Source organism: Amycolatopsis jejuensis, assembly GCF_000717335.1.
In the GTDB taxonomy this organism is placed as follows: Bacteria; Actinomycetota; Actinomycetes; order Mycobacteriales; family Pseudonocardiaceae; genus Amycolatopsis; species Amycolatopsis jejuensis.
This window is the reverse complement of sequence record NZ_JNYZ01000033.1, coordinates 60,081-85,532: the sequence shown is the minus strand read 5'-3', so window position 1 is coordinate 85,532 and position 25,452 is coordinate 60,081. Positions and strand designations below refer to the sequence as shown.

The window sequence follows — 25,452 nt, the reverse complement described above, 5'->3', positions numbered from 1 at the left end:
TTACGTCGCCGCGGCCGGGGGTTTGCCCTGGAAGGCGATCCGCGCGAGGTCACGGACGAAACTCGCGCGGTCGTCCGGGCGCAGTACTTCGAGCAGGCGCTGCTGGACCAGGTCGGCTTTCGGATGGACGTCGTCGAGCCAGGTCGTCGCGTCACGGGTCAGGGTGAGGATGCGGCCGCGCCCGTCGTCCGGATCCTTCTCGCGGTTGAGCCACCCTTTTCCGGCGAGCCGGTTCACGATGTCCGTCGTGGTGGATCTGTCCAGCGCCGCGAGTTCCCCGAGCCGGCGCTGGTTGATCCCCGGCCACCGGCTGATCGCGTACAGGACCGCGTACTGCGGGCCGGTCAGCTGCCCGTCGAGGACCTCGGCCCAGTATGCGGTGTGCACCTGCTGTGCGCAGCGAATCAGGTGGCCGGGCACCGTCAATTCGAGAACCGGGTACGCCGTCTGCGGTCCGGACCGCAGCTCGCTTTCCGAGAAGCGGGCGACAGTGGCCAGCCGGTCCGCGAACGACGATCGCCGGGCCGGCGATACCGGGGCCAGCAGGGCCTCCTGCACCGCACTGACCTGCGGGGTGATCGACGACAAGGCGATCGCCGCGGCCGAGGTGAGCGACAGCAGGTAGCGGCGGCCGTCCTCGGGGTTGCGTTCGCGGTCGAGCCAGGCCTTGCGGACCAGCCGGGCCACGACGTCCGCCGCCGAGGATTTGTCCAGTGACGCCAGCTCGGCGACCTGCTGCTGATCGGAACGAGGGTACGCCGCGAGTACGGACAGCACGGCATACTGGGGCCCGGTCAGTTCCCCCGGCACCAGCTCGCCCCACAGCGTGTTGTGCACCGTCTGCGCACGCCGGATGAGATAGCCGGGAATCGCCGCAAGCGGCCTCGGAGTGAGCACCTCACGCTGTGGCCGGTCAAGACCTCGGGCCGTCACTGAAGCGCTCCTCTCCACCCTGCGTGCACTCCGAGTATATGCTCCGCATACCCACCACTGGCGACGACGTCAGCTCACCCTGCTGAGCCGCAGCAGCGGGATCGTCCGGCTGGTCTTCTTCTGGTAGCCGAGTACGGCGGGGATGATCGCCACGATGTCCGCCCACACGACGTCCCGCTGCTTCCCGGTGATTTCCTCCACCACAACGGAAAACCTCTCGGTACCCACCTCGACCTCGGTCCGCGGATTGGCCATCAGGTTGACGTACCAGGCGGGATTCGCGGCCGCTCCCCGGTTGGAGGCGACGACGACCATGCTCCCGTCCTCCTGCGGGAAGTACGACATCGGCGTCACGCGCGGGGCGCCGGTCTTCGCTCCCACGTGGTGCACGAGCATGATCCGGGAACCTTCGTAAGGCCCGCCGACCATTCCCTGGTTCGCTCTGAAGTCGGCGATGACCTGTTCGTTCAGGTCGGGCACGTGCACCAGGTCCCGGTGTTCTTTCACGTCGCGCAGGTTGGTCATGACACTCCTGACTTCTTCATGTTCTCTCGATCGGCCGGTGCAGCAGCGCGCCCGAGCCCCAGTGCGCGGGTCGGCACCCGGTAGGTCTCCGGACCGGCCAGCAGGGCGATACCGGCGGCGGCCAGCAGACCCGCGAACAGCAAGGCGACCGGGCCCCAGTTGCCGGGGTCGCCTTGGACGAAGGATTGGGCGATGGCGGGGAGGAGACCGGTGAGCACGATGCCCAGCATGAACCCGACCGCCGTCCCGGAGAACCGGAGGTGCGAGGGGAACATCTCCAGGAAGGTGGCAAGGATGATCGCGGTGGGCATGGCAAGGAAAATGTCCATGAGGGCGAACCCGGCGAGGAAGATCACCGTCCAGTTGCCCGCGTGGACCGCACCCAGCCACACCGGGATCAGTGCCATGCAGCCGATCAGCCCGATGAGGAACACCGGTTTGCGGCCGATCCGGTCGGACAGGATCGCGAAGAACGGGATCGTGATGCCCATGCCGAGCGCGGAACCCGCGACCAGGACCAGCATCGGCGACCTGCTCAGCCCGATCACGTTGGTGCCGTAGGACAAACCGAAGACGTAGACCAGGCCGGCCGGTGAGATGCACAACCCGCCCACCACCACGCGAAGCACCGCGCGCCAATGGTCCCGGAACACCTCGACGAGGGGGACCGTGGCGGTCGCGGCGTCCTGCCCCGGCCGCTTGCCGACCTCCGGCTCGGCGAGTTTGCGCCGCAGCACGAACGTCAAGGCGATGATCAGCGCGCTCAGCCAGAACGGGATCCGCCATCCCCAGGCGAGCATCGCTTCCTTCGGCAGCAGCACGGTGAGCGGCAGGAACACCACACTGGCCACGAAGTTCCCGAACTGCGACCCGCTCTGTGTCCAGCTGGTGTAGAAAGCACGCCGGCGATCCGGCGCGTGCTCGAAGGCGATCAGCGCCGACCCGGTCTGCTCGCCGCCCGCGGACAGCCCCTGGACGATGCGCAGCACCACGAGGAGCACCGGGGAGGCCGCGCCGATCGACGCATAGCCGGGAATGCAGCCCACCAGGAACGTGGCGACGCCCATCGTGAGCAGAATCGCGAGCAGGACCTTCTTGCGGCCGAACTTGTCCCCGAGATGGCCCCACATCACGGCACCGAACGGGCGGGCGACGTACGCGACGCCGAAGGTGCCCAGCGCCAGCAGGGTGCCCAGCGAAGGATCGGGGAAAAAGACCTTGCCGAAGAACAACGCGGCGGCGGTGCCGTAGATCAGAAAGTCGTAGTACTCGAGAGTGGTGCCGAAGAATCCCGAGGCGGCCGCTGTCCGCACGTTGCGTTTCTGCGCGACAGTCGTTGGCGCTGCAGTGCTGCCCATGACGAGCCCTTCCGGACTAACTAGTAGGTATACGGAGTAGCTGCTTTGCTTCACGGTACCCGACGTGAACATCGCAAACAATACTTGGTTGACCGGGTATGGAACGGAGGCTATGGTCGATCACGTCCGTATACGAACTAGTTTTTCGTCAAGGAAGCGTCGCGTTCGTCAAGGAGACCGACCGGATGCAAGGAATACGCGGAGTCCAGGGAATCCTCGGGATTCCGGCGCCGATCAACGAGCCGATGTTCTCGCGGGAAGAGCGCGATCGGCGGTGGGCACGGCTGCGGGAGCTGATGGACTCCGACGGCATCGAGCTGCTCATCGTCCTGCCTGAATCGATCACGTCCGACTCGCTCTACATCGCGGACACCGCCGGGGTGACGATCTTCCCGCGCGACGGCGAGCCGATCCTCGTTCTCGGGGGTGAGTCGAGCAATTTCGCCACCCGGCAGCCGCTCTGGATCGAAGACAGCATCAGCGCGACGGAACGCGGCTCCAGCGCCGTCGAGTACGGCCGGACGACCGCGGACGTGCTGCGCCGCCGCGGTCTGACCGGCCGGCGTACGGCGATCGCGGGACTGCGCGGCGACGGGCTGTCGTCCGTGCGGCAGCCCGACGGTTATGCCGTTTACACCACCGTCCGCACCATCGCCGAGGCGATCGGTCCCGAGCACGTCGTGGACGGAACCCGCTTGCTCGGCCGCGCCCGGTACGTCAAGGGAGACGAGGAGGTCGCCCGGCTGGCCGCCAGTGTCCGGCTGGGCGAGGCGTCGGTGGACGCGATGGCCGCCACCGCCGGGGTCGGCGTGCCACAGGCCGAGGTCTTCGGCCAGATGCTCTTGGCGCAGGTGCGGGCCGGTGCGGACGCGCTGCAGGTGGCGTGGGCACCGGGATCGTGGGGCGAGGCGCGGCACCGCTACGTCACGACTCCGCCGGGAGTATTGCAGCGTGGCACCTACGTCTCCACCGAACTGATGCCCGAGATCCGCGGTTACCAGGCGCAGGTCGCGCAACCCATGGTGATCGGCAAGCCCGGTGCGAGGGCGCAGGAGATCTTCGACCGCAACGCGGCCGCCTTCGACGCGGCACTGGCCGTGTTGCGGCCGGGCATTTCGTGGGGCGACGTCCTCGCCGCCGTGGAAACCGCCGCAGGGAAGGGCGATGGGACGATGTTCCCGCTCCTGCACGGACGCGGACTGGGCAACGACGGCCCGTTGTTCGTACCGGGACTGGACAAAGCGCACGTACCCGAGGAACCGATCGTCGCCAACACGACGTTCGTGCTGAAACCTTTCCTGCAAGTGCCCGAAGCACCGGTGGAGTTCGCGCGGCAATACGACGTCACCTGGGGCGACACCATCGTCGTCACCGAAACCGGCGCGCGGCGGCTCGGCACCCGCAAACGGGAACTGATCGTGATCGACGGGAACTGAAGGAAGACAACGATGACCGAAACCCAGACGAACCCCGCGGCCGAGTGGGGTCCGGTCGCGACGGCCGACGGTGCCATGAACGTCTACCGCGCGGGCGCCGGCGCGGACACGGCCGTGATCGTCCTGCAAGAGGCGTTCGGGGTGAACGACCACATCCAGGACGTCACCCGGCGCATCGCTGCCCGCGGTCATGTCGCGTGGGCGCCCGATCTCTTCCACCGCAACGGAATCGGTGTACTCGGCTACGAACAGCACGCCGAGGCGATGCCGCTGATCGGCGCCATCGGCGTCGACGCGATCGTCACCGACGTATCGGCCGTCGTGAAGGATCTCGCCGAGCGCGAGGGGATTCCCGCCGAGCGGGTAGCCGTGGTCGGTTTCTGTTTCGGCGGCCGGGCCGCGTTCACCGCCGCCACCGCGATCGACGGCCTGGCGGGCACGGTGGTCTTCTACGGTCCCGGCATCGCCGCCGGTCCACACGCCGTTCTCGACCGGTCCGGCCGGCTCGACGCGCCGGTCCTCCTGCACGTGGGAGCCGAGGACCCGACAATCCCGGCGGACCAGGTCGCCGCGATCGACGCCGCGCTCGCTCGCACCTCGGTCCACGCGGAACAGCACGTCTATCCCGGCGCCGGACACGCATTCGCCTGCGATGCCCGTCCCGCCAGGTACGACCCCGACGCTGCCGCCCTCGCGTGGGAGCGCACCTTCGCGTTCCTTGACCAGCACCTGCGCCGCTGATCAGCAGGTGCGCGATGGCGGTTTCGAAGGAGACCGGCCACCGCCTGCGCCTCCCAGTGCAGGTGTCGCCCGGCTACGAGCCGGTGAGCTGCGTGCGCGAGGTGCGTCACCGCAATGGTCGCCGGTCACTGAAAGCCTGCCCAGGAGGTAGCAATGTCGCTGCACAGAACGTCCTCGATCACGGTGGGCGTGCCCACCCTCGCCGGAACCAGCCGGCGGACCTCGCGGCCTTGCCGACCGGCACGCACCAGGCGGGATGAGCGATGACCGGGAAGACTTACGACGTCGCGATCGTCGGATTCGGGCCGGTCGGGCAGGTACTCGCACTGCTGCTGGGCAGGCTGGGCCATGACGTGCTGGTGCTGGAACGCTGGCCGCGACCCTATGCCAAGCCGCGGGCGGTGCATTTCGACCATGAGATCGGCCGCATCTTCCAAGCCGCCGGGATCGCCGCGGACATTGTGGCGATCACCGATCCCGTGCCCGACTTCTACGAATGGCGCACCAGCGCCGGGGAAGCACTGGTGCGCATCGACTGGAGCGGCACCGGCCCCAGCGGCTGGCCGACCGCGAACTTCTTCTCCCAGCCCGATCTGGAACGGGTACTGTCCGAACGGGTCGAGCTGCTGTCCACTGTGGACGTCAGACGTGGGCACGAGGTCATCGCGCTTGCCCAGGACGAGAAGGGCGTCGAGCTGACCACGGCCGGTGCCGCCGCGGAGCGGTTCCACGCCCGCTGGGTGATCGGCGCCGACGGCGCGAACAGTTTCGTCCGCGAGCAGCTGGCGACCACCGTCACCGACCTCGGGTTCTTTTTCGATTGGCTCATCGTGGACACCGTGCCGCTCGACGAGCGCGAATGGTCCCCGATGAACTGGCAGCTGTGCGATCCCGTGCGGCCCACGACCGTCGTCTCCGGTGGCCCCGGCAGGCGGCGGTGGGAGTTCATCCGGCTGCCCGGCGAGACCATCGAGGAGCTCAACACGCCGGAAACCGCGTGGCGCCTTCTCGAACCTTGGGGCCGCGACCCCGAAAACACCGTGCTCGAACGGCACACCGTGTACACCTTCCAAGCCCGCTGGGCCGACCAATGGCGCACCGGCCGGGTCCTGCTCGCCGGCGACGCGGCACACCAGATGCCGCCGTTCGCCGGGCAGGGCATGTGCTCGGGACTACGGGACGCGATCAACCTCGCCTGGAAACTCGACCTCGTCCTGCGCGGAAAAGCGCGCCCCGAGTTGCTCGACACCTACACCGGCGAACGGCGCACCCATGTCCAGCACGCGATCAGCATGTCCATTGCGCTCGGCGAAGTGATCTGCGTACTCGACAAGGCCAAGGCGGCCGAGCGCGACCGCCGCATGATCGCCGGCGGCGCCCAGCCAGAACGCGTACTGCCACCGATCCCGCCGGCGGTCCTCGGAGACGGCGTACTCCAGCTCGGCCCCGACGGGATGCGCCTGCCCACCGTCGGTCACCTCACCCCGCAACATCGCGTACGCCACGGCGACGCGAGCGGCCTGCTCGACGACGTCACCGGATTCGGGTTCACCATCCTCACTGACGGCCTGGCCCCGGAAGACGTACTCGACCAGAACCGGCGGTTGTTCCTGGCCGACATCGGCGCGACCGTCGTACCGCTGACGCCCGACACCGACCTCGACGGCGCCTACCTGCCCCACCTACGCGAACACGGCCACCTCGCCGCCATCATCCGCCCCGACTTCTACCTCTACGGAACTGCGGCGACAACCGGAGACCTCGCCGGTCTGATCGACCAGTTGCGTACCCAGCTGCACTGGAACCAGGAGTTCGGGTCCCTTTCGCGTCGGTGACGCGTGCGGGGTGCAGCCGTCCAGGGCCACGCGATGGTGTCGCCACCGGGTGGAAAGTTCCGGAGACCACGGTGGTCGAGGTGGTTACCGACGACATGCCGTTGCTGACTGCCGCCGGGCTCTGCGGGTCGGCGATCTCTCCGTCCGGGAGTGGTCGTCGAGTCGTCGATGCAGATCGAAATGGACGGCGCGACCCGTCCGCTGCCAGCTGACCTGGGAGAACCTGCCCGACAACCGTGAGGTAGCGGATGACGTCCTCATCCGGGCCAGGGAGATGTCCGGCGACGTCTTCGGTAGCGGTAGTTGCCTGGTCAGCAGGTCATAGTGCCGAATGCGCGTCCTGCTCCGACCGTGAGGTCGACATCATCTGCAGTGGCCGTGACCAGCGGAGGCGACGGCAAACGCCCTGTCCCCGCCGCCCTGCCGATGGTGCTGCCCGGCATCGACACCACCGGCAGGGGCAGGTCGCGCACTAGGCTTCGAGGGGCTCCTGATTCGAGTTTCCCGCGCGGCCGCCGGGGAAGTCGTCCTCGGCGGCGAGGAATCGAAGGGCGGGGTTGCCTTGAAACAGAAAAAGGCGGAAAGAGGCGGGATCACCGTCAGCGTCACGGGAAAGGTGCGGCTGACGACGACCCGGCTGGCGACAGTCTCGGTGCTGGTGCTGCTGGGCGTCCAAACCTGGTACCAGCGCTGACAGGTCACCGGCGGTGGGGCCGTTCGTACCGGGGCGGCCCCACCGGGTTCAGCGGTGCGGAAGGAGCTGTTGGGTTTGCCGCGCGCCAGGGAGTAGCTGACCTGGTGGGCGGCGTGGCGGGGGAGGTGCCGCCGGTCGGCGACGGCGAGCGATTTCATCAGCTGCCATCCGGAGAAGCTGGACACTCCGAGATATCGGATCTGGCCGGTGCGCACGAGATCGTCGAGGGTGGCCAGTACTTCGTCGATGGGGAGGCTGGTTTTGGTCGAGATGAGGACTTTTTCGCCCATGGCCCCTACCTCGGGCCGCGCGGTGGGTGCCGGTGGCGGGATCGGTGAGGGGAACCGGTCGGCGGCCCGGGCCATCACGTCGCGGACGAAGGCGTCCTTGGCGGTCCAGCGGCGGTAGAGCACGGAACGGCTGGTGCGTGCGCGCCGGGCGACCGCGTCGAAAGTGAGTGTGGCGTAACCGGATTCGGCGAGTTCGTCCCAGGCGGCGTCGAGCAGTACGGCTTCCACTCTTCCAAAATCGGGAAAGGGGACGCCATGAGTTCTGCGGCAGAGGTGTACTCGGATACGTCAGTGGAGATCGATGTCCGTACCGGGATGAGACCGTTCGACGAGTCGGTCGTCGACGCACCTGCAGGCCCCGGCACTCCGCTACGTGACGGCGGTCGCCGGTCCTCCTGCCTCGGGCGTCACCACTGCACGGTGATCGTTGCTTGATCGGGGAGCGGGGTGGGTCAGCCGGTGCCGGCGATGCGGGAGAGCAGTACTTGGCGGGTGGCGGAGCCGGTTTTCGCGAGAACAGCCTTCACGTGGTCGTTGACCGTGTGCTCGGAGACGATCAGGCGCTCGGCGAGGGTGCGGGTTCCGGCGCCGGTGGCGAGGTCGGTGAGGACTTGCCGTTCGCGGTTGCTGAGTCCGTGTGCCAGTGCGAACACTTCTAGCCGTTCTGATGGTGTGCTGGCTTCGAGGCTGACGGCGATGTCGCCTTCGCCGCTGCTCGGTGCGATTCGCGCGGCGCGCAAGGTCAGCCAGCGGCCGTGTCCGAAGTGGACTCGTGACCAGGGCGGTCCGACCGGGACGCCGTGTTCGGCGGCGAGGAGGGCGGCGGCCACGTTGTAGGCCGCGGCCGGTACGGCCGGGATCGGGTCGTCGGGCGGGTTGAGCCGGTGCAGTGCTTCGACTGCGGTCGGGGTCTGGGCGCGCACCTGCAGGTCGGGCGTCAGCATGAGCACGGCGGGGCCGGTGACGCCGTCCGCGGGGGTCTGGTCGGCGAACGTGCGGGCCTGCGCGCGGCGAAGGCCCGCGGTGACCGTGCCGGTGATCGTGGCGAGGACGGTTCGCTCGACCGCGGTGAACGGCGGCGCAGGTGCGTAGCGCCAGAGGTCGAGCCAGGCCCAGCAGCCGAAACGGTCCCAGAACACCGCGGTCAGGACGTCGATGACACCGAGCGCGCGCAAGGCTTCCCGCCACAGCGGCGAACGGGCGAGGTCGCCGCCGGTGGTGTCGTGCAGTGACGCCACCGGGGTCCGCGCGTCCATCAGGTCGGACCAGCGATTGACCCGGGTCAGGTAGCGCCACCGGCCGAGGTGCGGCAGCCGTGGCCAGGCCAGGCCGGGCACGTCGGCCAGCGGTGAGGTCCCGACCCGTGAGACCGGGTCGGTCAGCAGCCATACGTGGGCGTCGAACGGCAGCGCCGCGCGAAGCTCGGTCAGCACCTGCTCGCGCAACGCCTTCGCGCTGAGCGGGGCAGCGCACAGCCGCTCGATGCGGTCCGGCGCGGCCATCCGGATGGACACCGATCGAGTCTACGTCGGGCGCCCGGAAAATCCCCAGAATCCGGGATGGGCACCGCGAGCCCGGTGGCCGAGGCTCGACGCAGCGGAATTTCCGGCCCGAGGAGGACCCCATGCACACCCTGCACATCGGCAACAAGGTCGAGGACTACGAGCTCTGGAAGGCCGCGTTCGACAAGTTCGACCGCGTCCGCCGCGACGGCGGAGTGCTGGCCTACCGCATCACGCGGCCCGCGGAGGACCCGAGCCGGATCGACGTCGACCTGGACTTCACGACCCGCGACGAGGCACGAGGCTTCATCGAAGTGCTCGCGAAGATCTGGCGGACCCCGCAGTCGCAGGCCGTACTCGCGGACCACGGCACCCCGCAGGTCCACGACGTCCTCGAACAGCGATCGCTCCGATGATCGGCGTCGCACCGGCGGGCCCGGCGCTGCGCGGCTTGCTCCGTTTCGGCGCAGTCGCGGTCGCGGGTACCGCCGCGGCGGTCCTGTTCGGCCCGACCGGACCGCTCGGCGGGTTCTGGGCGCCCACGCCGGACATCCCGGCGCCGTCGGGAGCGGTCCTGGGCGGTCTCGTCGCCGAGCGCATGATCGAGAACCTGGCCTTCGGCGCCGGCCTGGCCATCCTGTTCACCGGCCGCCGCTGGTTCGGCGCCGCGGCCCACGCCGGTACCGCATGGCTGGCCAGCGTCTGGCTGCTCGCGTCGTGGATGCCGCACGGAGCCCTCCACGTGCACCACGGGATGCGGCCCGAAGGCTTGCTGGTCATCGAGTGGGTCTTCCATGTCGGCGTGATCGCCGCCGTTGTCGCGCTGCTGTGGGCATTACCGGTCCGGCGACGAGACATGTGACCACTGCTCAGGTCTCGAACACGCTCGTCCAGAGATTGTCGGCGATCAGCCGGTGGATTCCCTCGATGGTCACCCCGGCGGCTTGGACGATGTCCTTCCGGTGGAGGAAGTCGCGGAAGCTGGTGTGGTAGATGCTGTACCGCGGGTGGTCGTCGAGGCGGTCTTCGAGCAGGAACTGCAGCCACTCGTCGAGTACCTCCTGCACGTCGATCTCGTCTGCGCGGATCGCGGGGTCGGTGGCCAGCTCGGACAGCAGCCGGCGCGAAATGGGTTTACGTGCTTCACCGAGGAGGTAGATCAGCCGCAGCTTGACGCGCGGAAGCGGCTTGACCGCCATTCCCATCCGGACCCAGTGGTCTTCGTAATAACCTACCAGCCCGACCGGTAATTGTTCGATGGCCAGATCACGGTAGACCCCCGATTCGATTTCGGGAAGCACGTGGAACAGGTACATGAAATTGTTCTCGCTGAGTTCGGCGAGTGCCGCGATGAAATCGCTCTCGTCGAGGGATCTCGTCGACACCCAGGTCCGGAGACGCGGTCGCGTCAATGCTTTTCGCACGTACTGCCGGGTGTCGGACGTGTTCTCGTCCGGGTAGTCGCTGATGTCCAGCGTGCCGATGGGCGCCTGGGCGACCAGCGGGATGTCCGCGTCGCGGCGGGTCAGGACGAAGTACACCCCGTCCGGGAGAACTGGTGGCAGGAACAGGATGTTGGCGCCGTCCCGATCCGACGCGGTGGCCTCGTCGAGGGCGTCGACCGCGATGACCAGCCGCTCGTCGGCGCCGAGCCGGTGCCGCGCCTCTTCCAGGATCTTCAGCAGGAATGCGCCGTCGGCGGTGGCTCCGGCCGGCAATGCGGCGTACGGTAATCCGGCGTCGGCGATGATCTGTGCGGAAATGTTCTCGATGAACTGCGCCGCGCTCGTGACGCCCAATCCGCGGCTGTTGACGTGCGCCAGGCAACCGGAGCGGCGGACATATTCGGCGAGGAATGCGCTTTTACCCGCGCCAGGCGGGCCATGGACGACGAAATAGCCACTGGAATGCGTCCGGAAAAACTGATCGACGGCGCGGAAAATGTGCTCGCGGCCGACGAAACCGCGGGTTTTCTCGGCGAGAAGTGCCCCGAGCCGGTACTGCGAAGCGTCGATGCCGAACGACCGGCCGAGATCGGCCCGGAAGTCGATCAGTGCGGCAACCGCGCCCGGCGAAAGCTCGAACCTGTTGACCACCTGGCGGATGTTGCGGCCGATGGCGATTCCGGTGGCCTGCGAGATGTCGCCGACGGAGATCGCGTCCCCGAGATCACGCAGCAGGGTCCGGTCGGCCTCGGTGTCCGCCTCGGTGCACAGCCGGCGGATCTCGTCGGCGGCCTCGTGCCGGTCCACCGGCTCCATCGCATCGCTCCCTGTCTCGGTTCGCCAGGTTGTACCGGATGAAGCTTGCGCGGTGTTATGTTGGGGTTCCTGAGCGTTCACCGAGCGTAGGTCGTAGGAGTGCCCGGATGGAAGACGGTCGCGGCAACGGCGACAACATCACCGTCGGTGACATCACGTCGGCTCAGGGGGTGGCCGTCGGCCGCAATGCCTCGGCCAAGGTCACGGGAAACAACATCACCGGTGCCAGCGACGTCGACGCGGATGCGCTCCGCGCCGCGCTCAACGATCTCTACGACGCTTTGGCCGACGCGGATCTGAGCCGTGACCAGCGCATCGAGGCGCAGACGGCAACCGGGAACGCGCTGGGCGGTGTCACCGAAGAGACTGTCGACGGCCCGGCTGTGACCTCCGGCCTCGAAAAGGTCGGCGACACGTTGCGCAAGGCGAACGTGACGGTCGAGGAGGGGACGAAGCTGGCCCAGTCGATGGGCCGCATCGCCGCCGCGCTCGGTCCGCTGGTCGGCGGTGCCCAGGTCGTCGCCAACCTGCTGGGAATTCCGCTGTAACGACAGCCCACCATCGCTGCGACGAACTTCCGGGGTGGTGACTGTGCCGCTGCACGAGCGATTGGCGGCCCTGGACCCCGAGCGGGCCCGGTACCTGCTGGACTCCCTCGCGCCGCACCTCGCCGCCGCCGGTGACCACGACCGGCTGCGCCGGCTTTTCGCCGGCGACGAATGGATGCAGGCCCGGTTCGCGGCCGATCACCCCGGCTACGACGGCTACCTTGCCGACCTGTCCCTCGCCTGGGACATCGCCCAGCAGGCGGTCGAGGTGGCCCCGGACACCGCTCTCGCCGACTGCGTCCGGTACGCGCTCATCTGGACCAGCATCAACAGCCTGTCCCGCAATGTGGCGGTCGAGCTTGCGGTCCGGGCCATCGAGGACGGCGCGATGGGACCGTCGCAGGCGTTCAGCATCGCCCAGCGGGTCCCCGATCCCCGGCAACGGGTCCGTTTCGTCGCCCGTCTGCTCGCCGCCGGAGCGCTGGACCCGCAGCAGCAGAAGGCGGCGCGCAGGGTCGGCCTCGACGCCGTCCACGCCGTCGAACCCGCTCATCGGGCCGAAGCGCTGGACTTGCTTGCCTCGCACCTCGACGGGGAACTGGCCGCGGAGGCGCTCCAGGCGGCCAGAAGTGTTGACCTGCGTGGAAAAGCCCTCGCGCTGGTTGCGGTGGCACCGCTCCTGGACGATGGGCGGCAGCCGGTCGCGATCGAGGCGCTGCCCGCGATCGGCGCGTCGATCAGAAGCCGCAAGCTTGAACTCTGGTCCCGGGCCGTCGGCTGTCTCGACCGCGCGCACCTGGAGCAGGCGCTGCAGCACGCCCGCGCCACAACCGATCCGGAGGAACGCGGGTACGCGCTGATCGCCCTCGCCGAACGCGATGTCGAGCCGCAGCTGTTTACCGAGGCGCTGTCGGCCTTTCGCGCGCTCCGCAGCAACTACCACCTCGCCGAAGCCCTCGCCGCCACGATCGACCGGTTCAGCGAACCCATCCGGCAGGACGTCGCGACACTGACGCTCGAAACGGCGCTCGGTCTGGACGTGAACTACCACTACCCGGAAACCGACTTCGCTCAGCTCACCGCGTTGACCGCGGCGGTCCCGTTTCTCACCGGCGACGACCTTGACCGCGCCATTGAGACAGCGCGAGCCATCCCCGCCGTCGACAGCTACCGGGAAGCGCGGGCCAAGCTCTTCACCGCGCTGGCCCAACGCCTGACCGATGATCGCCGCGCTACTCTCCGGCAGATCGCACTGGAGACTGCTCGATCGACAGACGGTTCGTGGGAGCTGCCGTCGCTGCTTGTCGTGGCGCCGCTTCTCGACGAGGACGAGCGGGCAGCCGCCATGCGGGCTGCGCTGGACCGGGCGCTGAGCTCGCGTCCGGACATGGCCGACCTCGGCTGGCACCTCCCGCGGCTCAAGGAGCTCGGTGAGGTCACGCCGTACCTCGGCCGCGACCAGCTCGAAACCGCACTCGATTCCCTGCGCGTGATCGACGATCACGACGCACGTGCCATCGGCCTGGCTGCGCTGTCCCCGCTGCTCGGCGCGGAGGCACACCGGAAGGTGGCCGGGTTCGCGCTCAACGCCGTGAAAACTGTGCAGGACGAAAACACCCGGCAGCGCGCCTTCTCCGTGGTCGCCCCGACGCTGCCGGTGGAGTTCCGTCGCGAGGCAAGGCAGATCGCGAACGACATCGAGGACGTCGACCACCGCCGTTGGGCCTTGGCCGCGATCCCGTCGTGGTCGCCCGCTGTCGTGACCGCTCGTGCCGTGACGATGGTCGAAGGGCGCGGCAGACGGAAGCGCGTCGCCCCGCCCCTCTCGCCGGATTCAGTCGACGACGTGGCCTTCGATGCGGACCCGGCGCAGCTGCGCGCCACACTGCTCCCGCTGATGACCACGATGGTCGAGGAGGACCTCCGGAGCTGGACCATCCGCGGGGAAGACAGCTATGTGGTGACCTTTCTGTCGTCGGGGGTCGATCCGGAACTCGCGGAAAGCCGTCGCCGCCTCGGCACCCACCTGCCGCCCGACCCCGCGGGCACGGCCGAAGTCCGGCTCGCCGCGTCGGACTTCCTGAGGTGGACCCGGCAGCGCCAACGCGCGGACGTACTCCGTTCGCTGGCGCTGCCGGTGTTCGGCCCGCCGTTCGTGTCTCCGGAAATGGCCGACACCACAGCGAAGACAATCATGGAAATCTGCTGGGAATGGGATTGGCGGTAGCACCGGGGTGACACTGGGCAGCGATCTCGATGTCGCCGCCGGTCGCCCACTGCTGGATCGGGTCGGAAGCCTGCCGGATGTTTGAGAAGTACCGCGTCCCGCGCTGAGTCGGTAACCGGCCTGCTCGGTTGAGCAGCGGTGACCTCGCCGAGCCGCCGTTGCACCCGAAACCGGACAGGGGCGGCCTGGTTCAGCGTTGCCCTGCAACAACGGCCGGACCAACCCAGTCGACATATCTGCACCGAACCTCAGCACGAACTCGGTGCGCTTCAGCAGTTGACCTCTGGGTGAAACATTTCGTTATTCCCCTGCGAAACCCAGTAGCACTGAGATCGGGTGTCGCCGGGGGTTCTTCGCCGAGCTGCAGTACCAGGCGGCCAAAGTGCAGAAGGAACGGGTGCGGCAAGCTGCGGCCGCCGAACGGGAACGGGTGCGTCTCGAGAGGGAGATGCTTCGCACCCAGGCCGCCGTAGCAGCGGCGCGCGAGCGCATGGCCCGTGCGAACGCTCAGACGGCGGCACAAGCGGAGCGTGAGGCCAAGCAGCTTCACCTCGAAGCTCAGCTGTCAAAGGTCGAGTCGCTGAATGCGGACCTGAGGGAAGAGCTTGCGGCCATCGACGGTGTGCTCGAGTCGACACTGGCTGTCGATGATTTCGTCGACTTGGAAAAACTTCGCCGGGTCGCCCGGCATCCTCAGTTTCAATCAGCGCACGCGGTGGCGTTGCCCGCGCCCACGCCGATCTCAGCTCCTCCGGAGCCCCGTTTCCAGCCCCCGCCACCTCCTGCGGGCCTCTCAGCAGTCTTCGCCAAGAAGAAACACGCCGCGGCGAGAGGCGTTCGCGCAAATTCCGGGCCGGCAACTGGCCGCCGTGCAGAAGCATCAGGCCACCGAGGGCGAACGGTTGCGCCGGCTTGCCGTTGATCGACAGCGATACGACGCCGAATGCGAGGAGCGCCAACGGGTCGTCGATGCGGAGAATGAACGCCTCGACGATCTGATCAACCGGCTTGCGGCCGGCGAGCCCGAGGCAGTCGAAGAAGTCTTTCCGGTACGTCCGCAGTTCCGACGAGATCGTGGAAACCAAGCTGGCGCAGAAGGACATCACGACGAGGTACACCAATCTGATCAACAACATGACACTGCGGACCGTGCACGAGGTGTGGGAGTCGGACCGCACGGGGAAGATCGACAGCATTTCGCTGGCCGGCGGGGTCAACCATGTCGATCCCGCCGTGGGCAAGGACGTATTCGTGCAGCTCATCGCGATGGCCGTGGATCGCGCCGACTTCCTGGACATCGATCTGTCCCGGATCACTCCGTCCGAAACGGTGAAGCACCTTCGAGCCGTCGTGTCGAAGTCACCGCATCGCCCGACCCCGATCGACGACAAGAAGGGTGTGCGTGGATGACCTCCTTCCCCGGCGGAGCAAGCCGGTGAGCACATTCCGGTTCGTCACGCCTCCGGGGTGGCCGCTCCCGGAGCCCGGATGGGCGCCGCCGCAGGGATGGCAGCCACCTCGTTCATGGCCGCCTGCGCCCCCGGATTGGCAGTTCTGGGTCCCTGACACCTCCGACGAGCGGGAAGAACCCGACGCTGCGGGCTCGTCGGCCGAGACTCATTCGCCCACGGCGGAACCCGGTGTTGCGGCCCGGACAGAGCTGCAGGCGATCCGCGAGCAGATCGACCAGGCAAAGCGTGAGCTCGTCGAGCTCGACGACGCGATCCTGCTCCAGCAGGTCGGGATCTACGAGTACCACCATCCCCTGGAGAACGCCGAGCAGTACAAGGAAGCATTGGCCGAGGTCCGCCTGGCGGCGAAGCAGTTCGTCAAGAACGGCACCGCGATCCTCGCGAGCGAACGGTTCGCCTACAACAACTCGCTGGCGCAGGGCAGGAAGATGACCTCCGACTTCTCGAAGCTGATGCTGCGGGCTTACAACTCGGAAGCCGACAACTGCGTCCGATCCGTACGGGCGGGCACAGTGGCCTCGGCGAAGCAGCGCCTCGACAGGTCGGTCGAGGCGATCGCGAAGCTCGGCAAGATGATGGAAATGCGCGTCGCTCCCGAGTACCACCAGCTCCGCCTCCGTGAGATCGAGATGACCGGTGACTACCAGATCAAGATGCAGGAGGAACGCGAAGCAGCCAGGGCCGAACGCGAACGGCTGCGTGAAGAGAAACGTGCCGAGGCGGAGTTGCAGGCCGAACGCGAACGGCTGGAAAAGGAACTCGGCCACTACACCAATGCATTGGCGAAACTGACGGCGGACGGCCAGCAGGAGCAAGCTGAGGAGCTGCGTGAACGCCTGTCCACCATCAAGGACGCGATAGCCCAGAACGACTACCGAATCGCCAATATCCGAGCGGGCTACGTGTACGTCATCAGCAATATCGGCGCCTTCGGCGAGAACGTGGTGAAGATCGGGATGACCCGGCGTCTCGAACCCCGCGACCGGATCCTGGAACTCGGTGACGCCTCGGTGCCGTTCCCTTTCGACACCCACCTGTTGCATTTTTCGAAGGATGCAGTCGCACTCGAAAATGATCTGCACAAGATGTTCGCCGACCGCCGGCTGAACCGGGTCAACCTGCGCCGCTCGGCGTGGCCAGAGCCGGAACGAGCTGATGCTCCGGTCGGCCTACCTCACCGCTGATGGTGCGGACAGGCGAATGATGGGTCGCGCTCGGCAGACCAGACCGGTCGGAATCGCTGCGCGGCTTCATGTTTGCGTCCTTCATCTGCATCGCTCCCGTGCCGACATCGGTTAATCCGCCGCAAGCACCGTCCCTTTCTCACTGCGCACCGCACCGAATGCGTCGTGGGGGAGGTGGAGGTCGCGGTCGGCGGTTTCCGGGGCCAGGCGGGTCGCCAGGATGCTGATCAGCATGATGAGCATCATGTACGCGGCCACCGGGATCCACGATCCCGCGAAGACGCCGACCAGGAACGAGCAGATGAGGGGCGCGAATCCGCCGCCCAGTAGTGAGCCGATTTCCCGGGAGATCGTGCATCCTGCGTAGCGGTAGCGGCTGCCGAAGAGTTCCGGCAGGTAGCTCGCCTGTACCGCGGGGGCGCCCACGACCGGGAACAGCGCGCTGAAGATGGAGATCACCGCAATCAGCACCGCTTGCCCGAGGGTTGCCAGCAGGAACGCGGGGGCGCTCATGACCAGTGAGCCGACCAGGATGAAGGTGTACACGCGCCGTCTGCCCCAGCGGTCGGACAGGCGCCCGGCCAGGAAGGCGGCGAAGAAGCCGAACAGCGGGCCGATCAGCAGGAGCGCCGGTACGAGCTTCGGGGACATGTGCACCTGCTGGATCAGGAATGACGGGAAGAACACCAGATATACGTAGGAATGGGACATCGGGCCGATGCACATCGCCGTGGCCAGCAGTACTGAGCGTTTACCGGTGCGCATCGTCTCGAGCACCGGTGCGGAGGCGGTGCCGTGGGCGATCTCCTCGAAGACGGTGCTTTCCCGCAGCTTCCGCCGCAGCACGAACGCCAAGGCGGTGACGGCGATGCTGGCCAGGAACACCAGCCGCCAGCCCCACGACAGCAGGGCGTCCCGGGAGATCGACTGGGCGGCGAGCCATACCCCCGACGACAGCGCCACTCCCAGCGAACCGCCTGCCATCACTGCGGCCGCGGAACGTCCCCGACGGCCCGGCGGTGCCGATTCGGTGAGCAGGGTCGCGCCGCCGGACTGCTCGGCTCCGGCGCCGAAACCCTGCAGGAACCGCAGGACCACCAGCAGAGCCGGCGCGGCGATGCCGATCTGTGCGTAGCCGGGGAGCAGCCCGATTGCGAAGGTCGCCGTGCCCATCAGCATCAGGGTGGCGACCAGGACCCACTTGCGGCCGTAACGATCCCCGAAGCGGGAAAAGAACAGCCCGCCCACCGGACGTGCGACGAATCCGGTTGCGTAGGCGCCGAAACTGGCCAGTACGCCGGTCGCCGGGGAAGCGTTCGGGAAGAAGACGGCGGGGAAGGCGAGCGCCGAAGCCAGGCCGTAGACACCGAAGTCGTACCCTTCGAGCATCGTCCCGATGAGCGCACCCCGCTGTGCCCGCCGGAGCCGTTGGCGTGCTTCCCGTCCGTCGTCGGCTGAGCCGGTCATCGGCGCTCTTTTCGCAGGTGGGCAATTGCTTCGGCATCGGCGGCGACACCCGCGGCCACGTGCCCGAGATCGGAGCTGAAGAGCACGAAATCCGCGCCGTGCGCGACCATGCGCCGGGCGATCGCCTGGTCGGCGACGAACGATCCGTAGTGCTTGCCGTGGCGTTTGCAGGCATCGCCGACGATTTCGAAGGCCTCCCACACTTTCTCGTCCTTCGCACCGATCTGTGGCGCCACGCCCACGTTCATCGCCATGTCACCGGGTCCGAACACGATCCCGTCGATCCCGTGGACGGACAGGATCGCCTCGATGTTCGAAACCCCTGCCGGTGTCTCGATCATCAGCATTACCACCACGTCCTCGTTCGCCTCGGCGGGAGATCCGTGGTGCCGCGGGATGCCCCACGACCGCTCGCCCAGCGGCGGGAAACGGGTGTTGACCCGGACCAGCTCGGCCTGTTCGGGCGTGTTCACCATCGGCGCGACAATGCCGCGGGCACCGAGGTCGAGTGCGCGCTGGATGCCGATCGGATCGTTCTCGCCGACCCGGACGAACGGTGTCGTACCACCGAGTTCCAGCGCGTGCAGGAGCGGGAGAGTCTCCTCTTGGGACACGTAGGCGTGCTGCTGTTCGATGACGACCCAGTCGTAGCCTGCCCCGCCGAGTGCGTAGGCCGAAGAAACCGCGGGAATGCCAAGGAGCGTACCGAAGGCGACCTCGTGGCCGGTCCATCGCTCGCGAACCAGATTCGTTGTCATGACTTCCTTTCCGGGCAGTGCTGCCGATGGGGGTCAGTCGCGGCCGAGCCGGTCGGCGCTCGCGTAGATGGCTTTCCATTCGAAGTAGGCCGAGAGGGCCTGCGGGCCGAGCTCGCGGCCGATCCCGCTGTCCTTGAACCCGCCGAAGGGGGCATGCATGTCGAGAATCCAGTAGTTGACCCCGACGTTTCCGGCCCGGATGCGCCGCGAGTACTCGAGGCCCTTGTCCTCGTCGGCCGTCCACACCGAGCCGCCGAGGCCGTAGTTGCTGACGTTCGCCAGTTCGATGGCCTCCTCCTCGGTGTCGTACGGGGTGATCCCCATTACCGGGCCGAAGACCTCTTCGTGGAACAACCGGTCGTCCGGGGCGACGTCGGCGAATACGGTCGGGGCCACGAACCAGCCGTCGTCGAGACCTTTCGGCCGTCCGCCCCCGGTGATCAACCGGGCACCGCTGTGGTCCCGGGCGTCGTCGATGTAGCCCTGTACCCGCTGCAGGTGCCGTTCGCTGGCCATCGGCCCGAGCGTGGTGCTGCGGTCCAGCGGGTCGCCGACGACCATCGCTTCCGCGTAGCCCGCGACCGCGTCGACGATCTCCCCGTACCGCGACCGGGGCGCGAGCAGGCGCATCTGGGCGGCGCAGTTCTGGCCGTTGTTCATGAACGACGACGTGGCGAGCCCGGCCAGCAACGTCTCCACGTCACCGTCCTCGCAGAACAGCGCCGCGGACTTCCCGCCGAGTTCCAGCGTGCACCGGCGGACCAGCCGCCCGCATTCGGCACCGATCACCCGCCCGGCGGCGGTGGACCCGGTGAACGCGATCTTGTCCACGCCCGGATGCGACACCAGCGCCGCGCCCGCGTCGCGATCGCCGAGCACGATGTTGAGCACGCCCGGCGGCAGGCCCGCTTCGGTTGCGGCGTCGGCGATCACGTAGGAATCCAGCGCGGTGTCCGGCGCGTGCTTCAGCACCACTGTGCATCCGGCGGCCAGCGCCGGGGCGATCTTCATGATCGCGATGGACTGCGGGAAGTTCCACGGCGTGATGGCACCGACCACGCCGACCGGCTCGCGGCGGACGATCGTCGAACCCGCGGGGCTGGGCTGCGCCCGTTCCAGCGGCTCGGTCTCGACCTGGCCGGCATACATTTCCAGCAGCGCTGCGGGGGCTTCGCCGTTGAAGGATTCGGACAAGGTGATCGGCATGCCGTTCTCGCGGCTGACGAGCCGGCTCGTCGCTTCGCCCCGGGACCGCAGTGCGGCCGCGAACCGCCGCATGACCGCAACCCGTTCGGCCACTGTCGAACGGCCCCACGGGCCCCGGTCCAGCGCATGCCGAGCGGCACTCACGGCTGCGTCGATGTCGGCCGCCGACCCGAGCGCAGCGACCCCCAACGGCACGCCGGTGGCCGCTTCGCGCGCGGTGACCGTCTCGGCTCCCCGCGGGGCCACCCATTTGCCGTCGATGAAGAACTGCAACCGGTCTCCGGTGCGTTCCGTGCTGCTGGTCATTCAGGCACCTCGTTTCTGTCGTTCACTACCGGACGTGCTTCGCCATGGCTTGCGCAACGGGTCGAGCGGAGCCAGTTCCGGCACGGGTTCGCCGGTCATGACCTGTTCCGCGAGCAGCCGTCCGGTGACCGGCCCGAGCGTCAGGCCCCACATGCCGTGCCCGCCCGCGACGTGGATTCCGGGTATCGCGGTGGCGCCGACGACCGGGAGGCCGTCCGCGGTGAGCGGGCGCGGGCCGACCCACGGGTCGTGGACCTCGTCCCAGCACGCGCCGTCGAGCAGCGGGCGCACCGAACGGAGGACGGCGTCCAGCCGGGCTTGCCGGAACGGCGCGTCGTGGTGGGCGATTTCCATCGTGCCGGCAAGGCGGGCACCACCGCGGTACGGCGTGATGGCCACGCGGACCCCCGGGAGGTACAGCGGCGTGGCAAGAGGTTCCCGGAGCGGGACGGTGCACGAGTAGCCCCGTCCGGCTTGCATCGGCACGCGGACCCCGAGTGGCCGGGCGAGTTCGGGCAGCCACGCACCGGTGGCGAGGACGACGGCGTCCGTCGCATGTGGACGGCCGGTCCAGGTGTCCACGCGCAGACCGTCCGGCCCGAATCCGGTCGCCGTCACGTTGGCGCCCTCGACGATCTCGCCGCCTGCCGTGCGGATCGCATCGGCGAGCGCGGCGAGGACCTCGCCCGGATCGACGTAGCGTTGCCCGCGCAGCACCATCATGCACCTGATACGGGAGGAAAAGGGCGGTTCTGGTGGCGCATCGGCGTAGTCCACCGGTTGTCCGGCCGCGCGCACCGCGTCGAATTCGTGCCGGAGCCCTGCTGCTTCCCCCGGCTGTTCGAGCCCGATCCGGATGACGGATTCGTGCGTGGAGAACTTCACGCCGCCGTCGATCAGCTCGTCGAAAGCGGCGACGCTGTCCCGGCTCAGTCCGCTGAGCCCGGCCAATCCCCGGTGCCAGCGCCTGGTGGTCGCATTGCGGGCGAATCCGGCCAGGAAAGCGGCAGTGTGCGCGGACGGGCGCCGGTCGAGGGCAAGCGGCGAGTCGGGGTACGCGAGGCCGCGCAGGCCATCGCGGAGCAAACCGGGTTCCGGGAGTGGCACCGCCATGGCCGGTGTCAGGTACCCGGCGTTGCCCCACGACGCCCCTGCGCCGACGCCGGAGCGGTCCAGGACGGTCACCTCGGCGCCACGCCGGAGCAGATGCCAGGCGCAGCACAGGCCGACGACCCCGGCGCCGACGACCACGACTCGGCCGGGCGGATGCGGACTCACTGGATTGCCCCCTCGGTACCTCGGGATTCGGGTTCCCCGAAGCTAAGCAAGCGGCCAGTACCCGGGCACTGTCCGATCCGCACGAAACCCCGCCGGGAAATCTGCCGATCCGACAAACGGCAGGTACGGTCGGAGCAGGCACCATTTCCCGAGGTGCCGGGCGGGGAATCCGTTGCCGGGGAAGGGAGTCTCGTCAGCGTGTACGACGTGGTGATCCGAGGTGGCCGGGTGGTCGACCCCGCCACCGGCGTCGACGAGGTCCGGGAGGTGGGCATCACCGGTGGCACCATCGGTGCGTTGTCTCCGGGCGAGCTCGAAGGCCGGACCGTGCTCGACGCCCGCGGCCACGTGGTCGCGCCCGGATTCGTCGACCTGCACAGCCATTGCGACGACATTCCCGGGATGCGCCTGCAGGTGCTCGACGGCGTGACCACCGCGCTGGAGCTGGAGATCGGCCGGTACCCGGTCGCGGCAGCGTACGCGCGGGCGGCGATCGACGGGCGGCCGGTCAACTACGGCTTCGCGACCAGCTGGGGTGCGGCCCGTTTCGAAGTGCTCGCCGGAGTGCGCGGGACCGGACGCCTGCAGGACGTGTTCGCGGCCATGAACGTCGAGGTGTGGCAACAGGAAACGACCCCGGCGCGGGTCGAGCGGATCGTCGCGAGGGTCGAGGGGGACCTCGCGGCCGGTGCGCTCGGTGTGGGTATTCCCATCGGCTACGCCCCGGCAGTCGCTCCGGCGGAATACGTCGCGCTCGCCGCGGCTGCCGTGCGCGCGGGCCGCCCGGCCTACACCCACGCGCGCGATCTCGTCGAACAGGATCCCGGCGTACTGATCGACGGCGCGGAGGAGATCGTCCGCACGGCCGGCGAGACCGGGGCGCACATGCACTACTGCCACGTCAACAGCACCTCGGGCAGGCACCTCGATCGGGTGCATGCGACCATCACCCGCGCGCAGGCCGCCGGGTCCCGGGTCACGACCGAGGCGTACCCGTACGGCAGCGGCATGACCGGGATCGGTGCGTCGTTCCTCGCTCCCGAACTGTTGCACCGCAGGGGATTGACCCCGTCGTCGATCCAGCATGTGGCCAGCGGCCGCCGGATGGCCGATGCCGCCGAGCTGCGCCGGATGCGCGGCGAACACGGCAGCGACCTGGCCTTCGTCCACTTCCTCGACGAATCCGAGGCCACCGCACGGGAACTGCTCGATCGGGCGATTCTCTTCGGCGACACGGCGGTCGCTTCCGATGCGATGGAACCCGTGTGGCGGACCACCTCGCGCAACTCGCTGGCCTGGCCGCTACCCGGCGATGTATCGGGCCATCCCCGCACCGCTGGCACCTACGGCCGCACCCTGCGGACCCTCGTCCGGGAAACCGGTGCGATGAGCCTGCCCGAGGCGATCCGGCGCTGCAGCACGGTTCCGGCTCGCATCGCCGCCACCGGAGTGCCCGCGCTGGCCCGGAAGGGCAGCTTGCGGCCCGGCGCGGACGCAGATGTCGTCGTCTTCGACCCGGAAACGGTCACCGACAACGCAACCTATCGCGAGACCACCCGGCCGTCGACCGGCTTCGTCCACGTGCTCGTCAACGGAATCCCGGTGGTGCGCGACGGAGTGCTCGACCCCACGGTGCTGCCGGGACGCCCGGTACGCGCTTGAGGGCGGCCCGCTCCGACGCACAATGGCGGGAGCGGGCCGCCAACAGTTCACCAGACTTTGGACAGGAATGCCTGCGTCCGTTCGTGCCGGGGTGCGTCGATGACCTCCGCCGGGGTGCCTTCCTCGACGATCACCCCGCCGTCCATGAACACCACCCGGTCGGCGACCTCGCGGGCGAAGCCGATCTCGTGCGTGACCACGATCATGGTCATCCCGTCCCGCGCGAGCGCCCGCATGACGTCGAGGACCTCGCCGACCAGCTCCGGGTCCAGCGCGGACGTCGGTTCGTCGAACAGCATCAGTTTCGGTTTCATGGCAAGGGCACGGGCGATCGCGACGCGCTGCTGCTGTCCGCCGGAAAGCTCGGCGGGGTAGCTGCCGCCGCGGTCGCCGAGGCCGACGTCCGCGAGCAGTTTCCCCGCCTGCTCGAATGCCGGTGCACGCCCGGTACCGCGCACGAGCAACGGTCCCGCGGCGACGTTCTCCAGTGCCGTCAGGTGGGCGAACAGGTTGAACCGCTGGAACACCATGCCGATGTCCGCCCGTTCGGCACACACGTCTCTCGGTTTCAGCTCACAGAGCTTGCCCCTGGCCTCCCGGTACCCGACCAGCTCGCCGTCCACCGACAGGCGGCCGCCGTCGATGCGCTCGAGATGGTTGACGCACCGCAGGAACGTCGACTTCCCCGAACCGGACGGGCCGAGCAGGCAGACCACCTCCCCGCGGGCCACCTCGAGGTCGATCCCGCGCAGGACCTCCAGCTGCTCGAACCGTTTGCACACGCCGTCGGCGTGGACCATGGGCGGATGGGTCATTTTCGTCCTCCGTACCTCGGTGCCCGCCTGCGTTGCCTGCTCGTGCGTGACTGGCCGCGGCTGAACCGCCGTTCGAGCCTGCTCTGGGCGAACGAGAGCAGCGTCGTGCCGAGCAGGTACCAGAAACACACGACGATGAGCAGCGGGACCTGCTCGAAGTTCGACGCGTAGATCAGCTGCGCGGCGTACAGGAGATCGGCGTAGGCGATGACCGACACGAGCGAGGTGGTCTTGAGCATGGAGATCGTCTCGTTGCCGGTCGGCGGGATGATGACCCGCATCGCCTGCGGCAGCACGATCCGCCGCATGATCTGCAGCGGGCGCATGCCGATCGCCAGTGCGGCCTCCGTTTGACCTTCGTCCACCGATTTGATCCCGGCGCGGACGATCTCGGCCATGTACGCCGCCTCGTTGAGGCCGAGACCCAGTATCGCCGCCGTCATGGGAGTGACGAGGGAGTTCGCATCCCCGTGCAGCAGCACGGGCCCGCCGAACGGCACGCCGATCGACAGCACCGGGTACACCGCGGCCAGGAAGCTCCAGAACAGCAACTGGACCAGTACCGGGGTCCCGCGGAAGAACCAGATGTAGGCGCGGGCGGCCCCGGCGACGACCAGATTTTCCGACCTGCGCATGACCGCCAGCACGACGCCGAGCACGATGCCCATCGCCATCGCGATGACGGTCAGCTTCAGCGTCACGAGGATGCCGTCGAGGATTTCCGGGGCGAAGAGGAACCGGCCGACCAGCGGCCACTTGAACCGCGGGTTGGTCACGGCCGAGTAGATCAGGGCCGCGGCGATCACGAGCACGACCGCGGCGGCGATCCAGCGGCCGGGATGCCGGAGGGGGACGGCCCGTACCGGTTCTTGGCCGATCGGCGGTGCGTCCGGCAGTTCAGCCCTGGTGGTGTGCATGGCGGGTCTCCTGCCCGGTCTCGGTGGCCGCCGGCGG

General features: G+C 68.3%; 22 protein-coding genes. 10 read left to right on the top strand and 12 right to left on the bottom strand.

The window, feature by feature from the left end; all coding sequences use genetic code 11:
• The 3 genes from OO71_RS47905 to OO71_RS36335 form a co-directional block, all read right to left on the bottom strand.
• Positions 1-933 (bottom strand): MarR family winged helix-turn-helix transcriptional regulator, encoded by a 933-nt coding sequence (locus OO71_RS47905; protein WP_162186159.1) that lies wholly within the window; start codon positions 931-933, stop codon positions 1-3.
• Between the two features lie 69 nt (positions 934-1,002).
• A complete protein-coding gene (locus OO71_RS36340) occupies positions 1,003-1,458 on the bottom strand; it encodes a nitroreductase/quinone reductase family protein (RefSeq protein ID WP_051792646.1) in 456 nt (151 codons plus the stop codon).
• Entirely contained in the window at positions 1,455-2,816 is a 1,362-nt protein-coding gene (locus OO71_RS36335; protein ID WP_033294538.1) for an MFS transporter, read from the bottom strand. Before OO71_RS36335 ends, OO71_RS36340 begins: the two co-directional genes overlap by 4 nt.
• A 185-nt stretch (positions 2,817-3,001) precedes the next feature.
• Between OO71_RS36335 and OO71_RS36330 the strand changes: the two genes are divergently transcribed.
• From OO71_RS36330 to mhpA, 3 genes are all read left to right on the top strand, one after another.
• Positions 3,002-4,252 (top strand): M24 family metallopeptidase, encoded by a 1,251-nt coding sequence (locus OO71_RS36330; protein ID WP_033294537.1) that lies wholly within the window; start codon positions 3,002-3,004, stop codon positions 4,250-4,252.
• Positions 4,253-4,264: 12 nt separating this feature from the next.
• Positions 4,265-4,993, top strand: a complete 729-nt coding sequence (locus tag OO71_RS36325) for a dienelactone hydrolase family protein (RefSeq protein ID WP_033294536.1) — start codon at positions 4,265-4,267, stop codon at positions 4,991-4,993.
• Between the two features lie 263 nt (positions 4,994-5,256).
• The gene (gene mhpA / locus OO71_RS36320; protein WP_051792645.1) at positions 5,257-6,828 is read left to right on the top strand and encodes a bifunctional 3-(3-hydroxy-phenyl)propionate/3-hydroxycinnamic acid hydroxylase MhpA; all 1,572 of its coding nucleotides are present in this window, start codon (positions 5,257-5,259) and stop codon (positions 6,826-6,828) included.
• 363 nt (positions 6,829-7,191) lie between these two features.
• Here mhpA and OO71_RS52620 read toward each other — a convergent pair whose 3' ends face one another.
• Both OO71_RS52620 and OO71_RS36310 read right to left on the bottom strand, forming a co-directional pair.
• Complete coding sequence (locus OO71_RS52620) at positions 7,192-8,040, bottom strand: TetR/AcrR family transcriptional regulator (protein ID WP_051792644.1); 849 nt, start codon at positions 8,038-8,040, stop codon at positions 7,192-7,194.
• A 224-nt stretch (positions 8,041-8,264) separates the two neighbouring features.
• Positions 8,265-9,326 (bottom strand): helix-turn-helix transcriptional regulator, encoded by a 1,062-nt coding sequence (locus OO71_RS36310; RefSeq protein ID WP_245633895.1) that lies wholly within the window; start codon positions 9,324-9,326, stop codon positions 8,265-8,267.
• Positions 9,327-9,436: 110 nt separating this feature from the next.
• On the opposite strand from OO71_RS36310, the gene OO71_RS36305 reads away from it, so the two are divergent.
• The gene (locus tag OO71_RS36305; protein WP_033294535.1) at positions 9,437-9,730 is read left to right on the top strand and encodes a hypothetical protein; all 294 of its coding nucleotides are present in this window, start codon (positions 9,437-9,439) and stop codon (positions 9,728-9,730) included.
• Positions 9,727-10,176, top strand: a complete 450-nt coding sequence (locus OO71_RS36300; RefSeq protein ID WP_033294534.1) for a hypothetical protein — start codon at positions 9,727-9,729, stop codon at positions 10,174-10,176. The genes OO71_RS36305 and OO71_RS36300 overlap by 4 nt, the downstream gene beginning before the upstream one ends.
• A gap of 7 nt (positions 10,177-10,183) precedes the next feature.
• Here OO71_RS36300 and OO71_RS36295 read toward each other — a convergent pair whose 3' ends face one another.
• Positions 10,184-11,575, bottom strand: a complete 1,392-nt coding sequence (locus OO71_RS36295) for an ATP-binding protein (protein ID WP_033294533.1) — start codon at positions 11,573-11,575, stop codon at positions 10,184-10,186.
• A 107-nt stretch (positions 11,576-11,682) separates the two neighbouring features.
• On the opposite strand from OO71_RS36295, the gene OO71_RS36290 reads away from it, so the two are divergent.
• The 4 genes from OO71_RS36290 (at position 11,683) to OO71_RS36275 (ending at position 17,006) form a co-directional block, all read left to right on the top strand.
• Positions 11,683-12,123: a hypothetical protein gene (locus OO71_RS36290; RefSeq protein WP_033294532.1), complete on the top strand. Its 441-nt coding sequence runs from the start codon at positions 11,683-11,685 to the stop codon at positions 12,121-12,123.
• A 37-nt stretch (positions 12,124-12,160) separates the two neighbouring features.
• On the top strand, positions 12,161-14,350 hold the full coding sequence (locus OO71_RS36285; RefSeq protein ID WP_156096740.1) for a hypothetical protein: 2,190 nt from the start codon (positions 12,161-12,163) through the stop codon (positions 14,348-14,350).
• Between the two features lie 1,074 nt (positions 14,351-15,424).
• Positions 15,425-15,760 carry a hypothetical protein gene (locus OO71_RS36280; RefSeq protein ID WP_156096739.1) on the top strand — a complete coding sequence of 112 codons (336 nt, stop codon included), beginning with the start codon at positions 15,425-15,427 and terminating at the stop codon, positions 15,758-15,760.
• A 25-nt stretch (positions 15,761-15,785) separates the two neighbouring features.
• Positions 15,786-17,006: an SNIPE associated domain-containing protein gene (locus tag OO71_RS36275; RefSeq protein ID WP_211260784.1), complete on the top strand. Its 1,221-nt coding sequence runs from the start codon at positions 15,786-15,788 to the stop codon at positions 17,004-17,006.
• A gap of 111 nt (positions 17,007-17,117) precedes the next feature.
• Here the strand turns inward: OO71_RS36275 and OO71_RS36270 are convergent, their stop codons facing one another.
• The 4 genes from OO71_RS36270 to OO71_RS36255 are packed head-to-tail and all read right to left on the bottom strand — an operon-like array spanning position 17,118 to position 22,021.
• Positions 17,118-18,473: an MFS transporter gene (locus OO71_RS36270; RefSeq protein WP_051792642.1), complete on the bottom strand. Its 1,356-nt coding sequence runs from the start codon at positions 18,471-18,473 to the stop codon at positions 17,118-17,120.
• Positions 18,470-19,231: an HpcH/HpaI aldolase family protein gene (locus OO71_RS36265; RefSeq protein WP_033294529.1), complete on the bottom strand. Its 762-nt coding sequence runs from the start codon at positions 19,229-19,231 to the stop codon at positions 18,470-18,472. The genes OO71_RS36270 and OO71_RS36265 overlap by 4 nt, the downstream gene beginning before the upstream one ends.
• 33 nt (positions 19,232-19,264) lie before the next feature.
• On the bottom strand, positions 19,265-20,743 hold the full coding sequence (locus OO71_RS36260) for an aldehyde dehydrogenase (RefSeq protein ID WP_033294528.1): 1,479 nt from the start codon (positions 20,741-20,743) through the stop codon (positions 19,265-19,267).
• Positions 20,744-22,021, bottom strand: a complete 1,278-nt coding sequence (locus OO71_RS36255) for an NAD(P)/FAD-dependent oxidoreductase (RefSeq protein ID WP_051792641.1) — start codon at positions 22,019-22,021, stop codon at positions 20,744-20,746.
• Between the two features lie 153 nt (positions 22,022-22,174).
• Between OO71_RS36255 and OO71_RS36250 the strand changes: the two genes are divergently transcribed.
• Positions 22,175-23,683 (top strand): amidohydrolase family protein, encoded by a 1,509-nt coding sequence (locus OO71_RS36250; protein WP_245633894.1) that lies wholly within the window; start codon positions 22,175-22,177, stop codon positions 23,681-23,683.
• Between the two features lie 47 nt (positions 23,684-23,730).
• On the opposite strand, the gene OO71_RS36245 is transcribed toward OO71_RS36250, so the two are convergent.
• Both OO71_RS36245 and OO71_RS36240 read right to left on the bottom strand, forming a co-directional pair.
• Complete coding sequence (locus tag OO71_RS36245; protein ID WP_033294526.1) at positions 23,731-24,498, bottom strand: amino acid ABC transporter ATP-binding protein; 768 nt, start codon at positions 24,496-24,498, stop codon at positions 23,731-23,733.
• Positions 24,495-25,415, bottom strand: a complete 921-nt coding sequence (locus OO71_RS36240) for an amino acid ABC transporter permease (protein ID WP_051792640.1) — start codon at positions 25,413-25,415, stop codon at positions 24,495-24,497. Before OO71_RS36240 ends, OO71_RS36245 begins: the two co-directional genes overlap by 4 nt.
• Between the last annotated feature and the right edge of the window lie 37 nt (positions 25,416-25,452).

Coding starts and splice junctions, on each gene's coding strand:
- OO71_RS36340 (WP_051792646.1), bottom strand. CDS start 1,458: ATGACCAACCTGCGCGACGTGAAAGAACACCGGGACCTGGTGCACGTG.
- OO71_RS36335 (WP_033294538.1), bottom strand. CDS start 2,816: ATGGGCAGCACTGCAGCGCCAACGACTGTCGCGCAGAAACGCAACGTG.
- OO71_RS36330 (WP_033294537.1), top strand. CDS start 3,002: ATGCAAGGAATACGCGGAGTCCAGGGAATCCTCGGGATTCCGGCGCCG.
- OO71_RS36325 (WP_033294536.1), top strand. CDS start 4,265: ATGACCGAAACCCAGACGAACCCCGCGGCCGAGTGGGGTCCGGTCGCG.
- mhpA (WP_051792645.1), top strand. CDS start 5,257: ATGACCGGGAAGACTTACGACGTCGCGATCGTCGGATTCGGGCCGGTC.
- OO71_RS36305 (WP_033294535.1), top strand. CDS start 9,437: ATGCACACCCTGCACATCGGCAACAAGGTCGAGGACTACGAGCTCTGG.
- OO71_RS36300 (WP_033294534.1), top strand. CDS start 9,727: ATGATCGGCGTCGCACCGGCGGGCCCGGCGCTGCGCGGCTTGCTCCGT.
- OO71_RS36295 (WP_033294533.1), bottom strand. CDS start 11,575: ATGGAGCCGGTGGACCGGCACGAGGCCGCCGACGAGATCCGCCGGCTG.
- OO71_RS36290 (WP_033294532.1), top strand. CDS start 11,683: ATGGAAGACGGTCGCGGCAACGGCGACAACATCACCGTCGGTGACATC.
- OO71_RS36270 (WP_051792642.1), bottom strand. CDS start 18,473: ATGACCGGCTCAGCCGACGACGGACGGGAAGCACGCCAACGGCTCCGG.
- OO71_RS36265 (WP_033294529.1), bottom strand. CDS start 19,231: ATGACAACGAATCTGGTTCGCGAGCGATGGACCGGCCACGAGGTCGCC.
- OO71_RS36260 (WP_033294528.1), bottom strand. CDS start 20,743: ATGACCAGCAGCACGGAACGCACCGGAGACCGGTTGCAGTTCTTCATC.
- OO71_RS36245 (WP_033294526.1), bottom strand. CDS start 24,498: ATGACCCATCCGCCCATGGTCCACGCCGACGGCGTGTGCAAACGGTTC.
- OO71_RS36240 (WP_051792640.1), bottom strand. CDS start 25,415: ATGCACACCACCAGGGCTGAACTGCCGGACGCACCGCCGATCGGCCAA.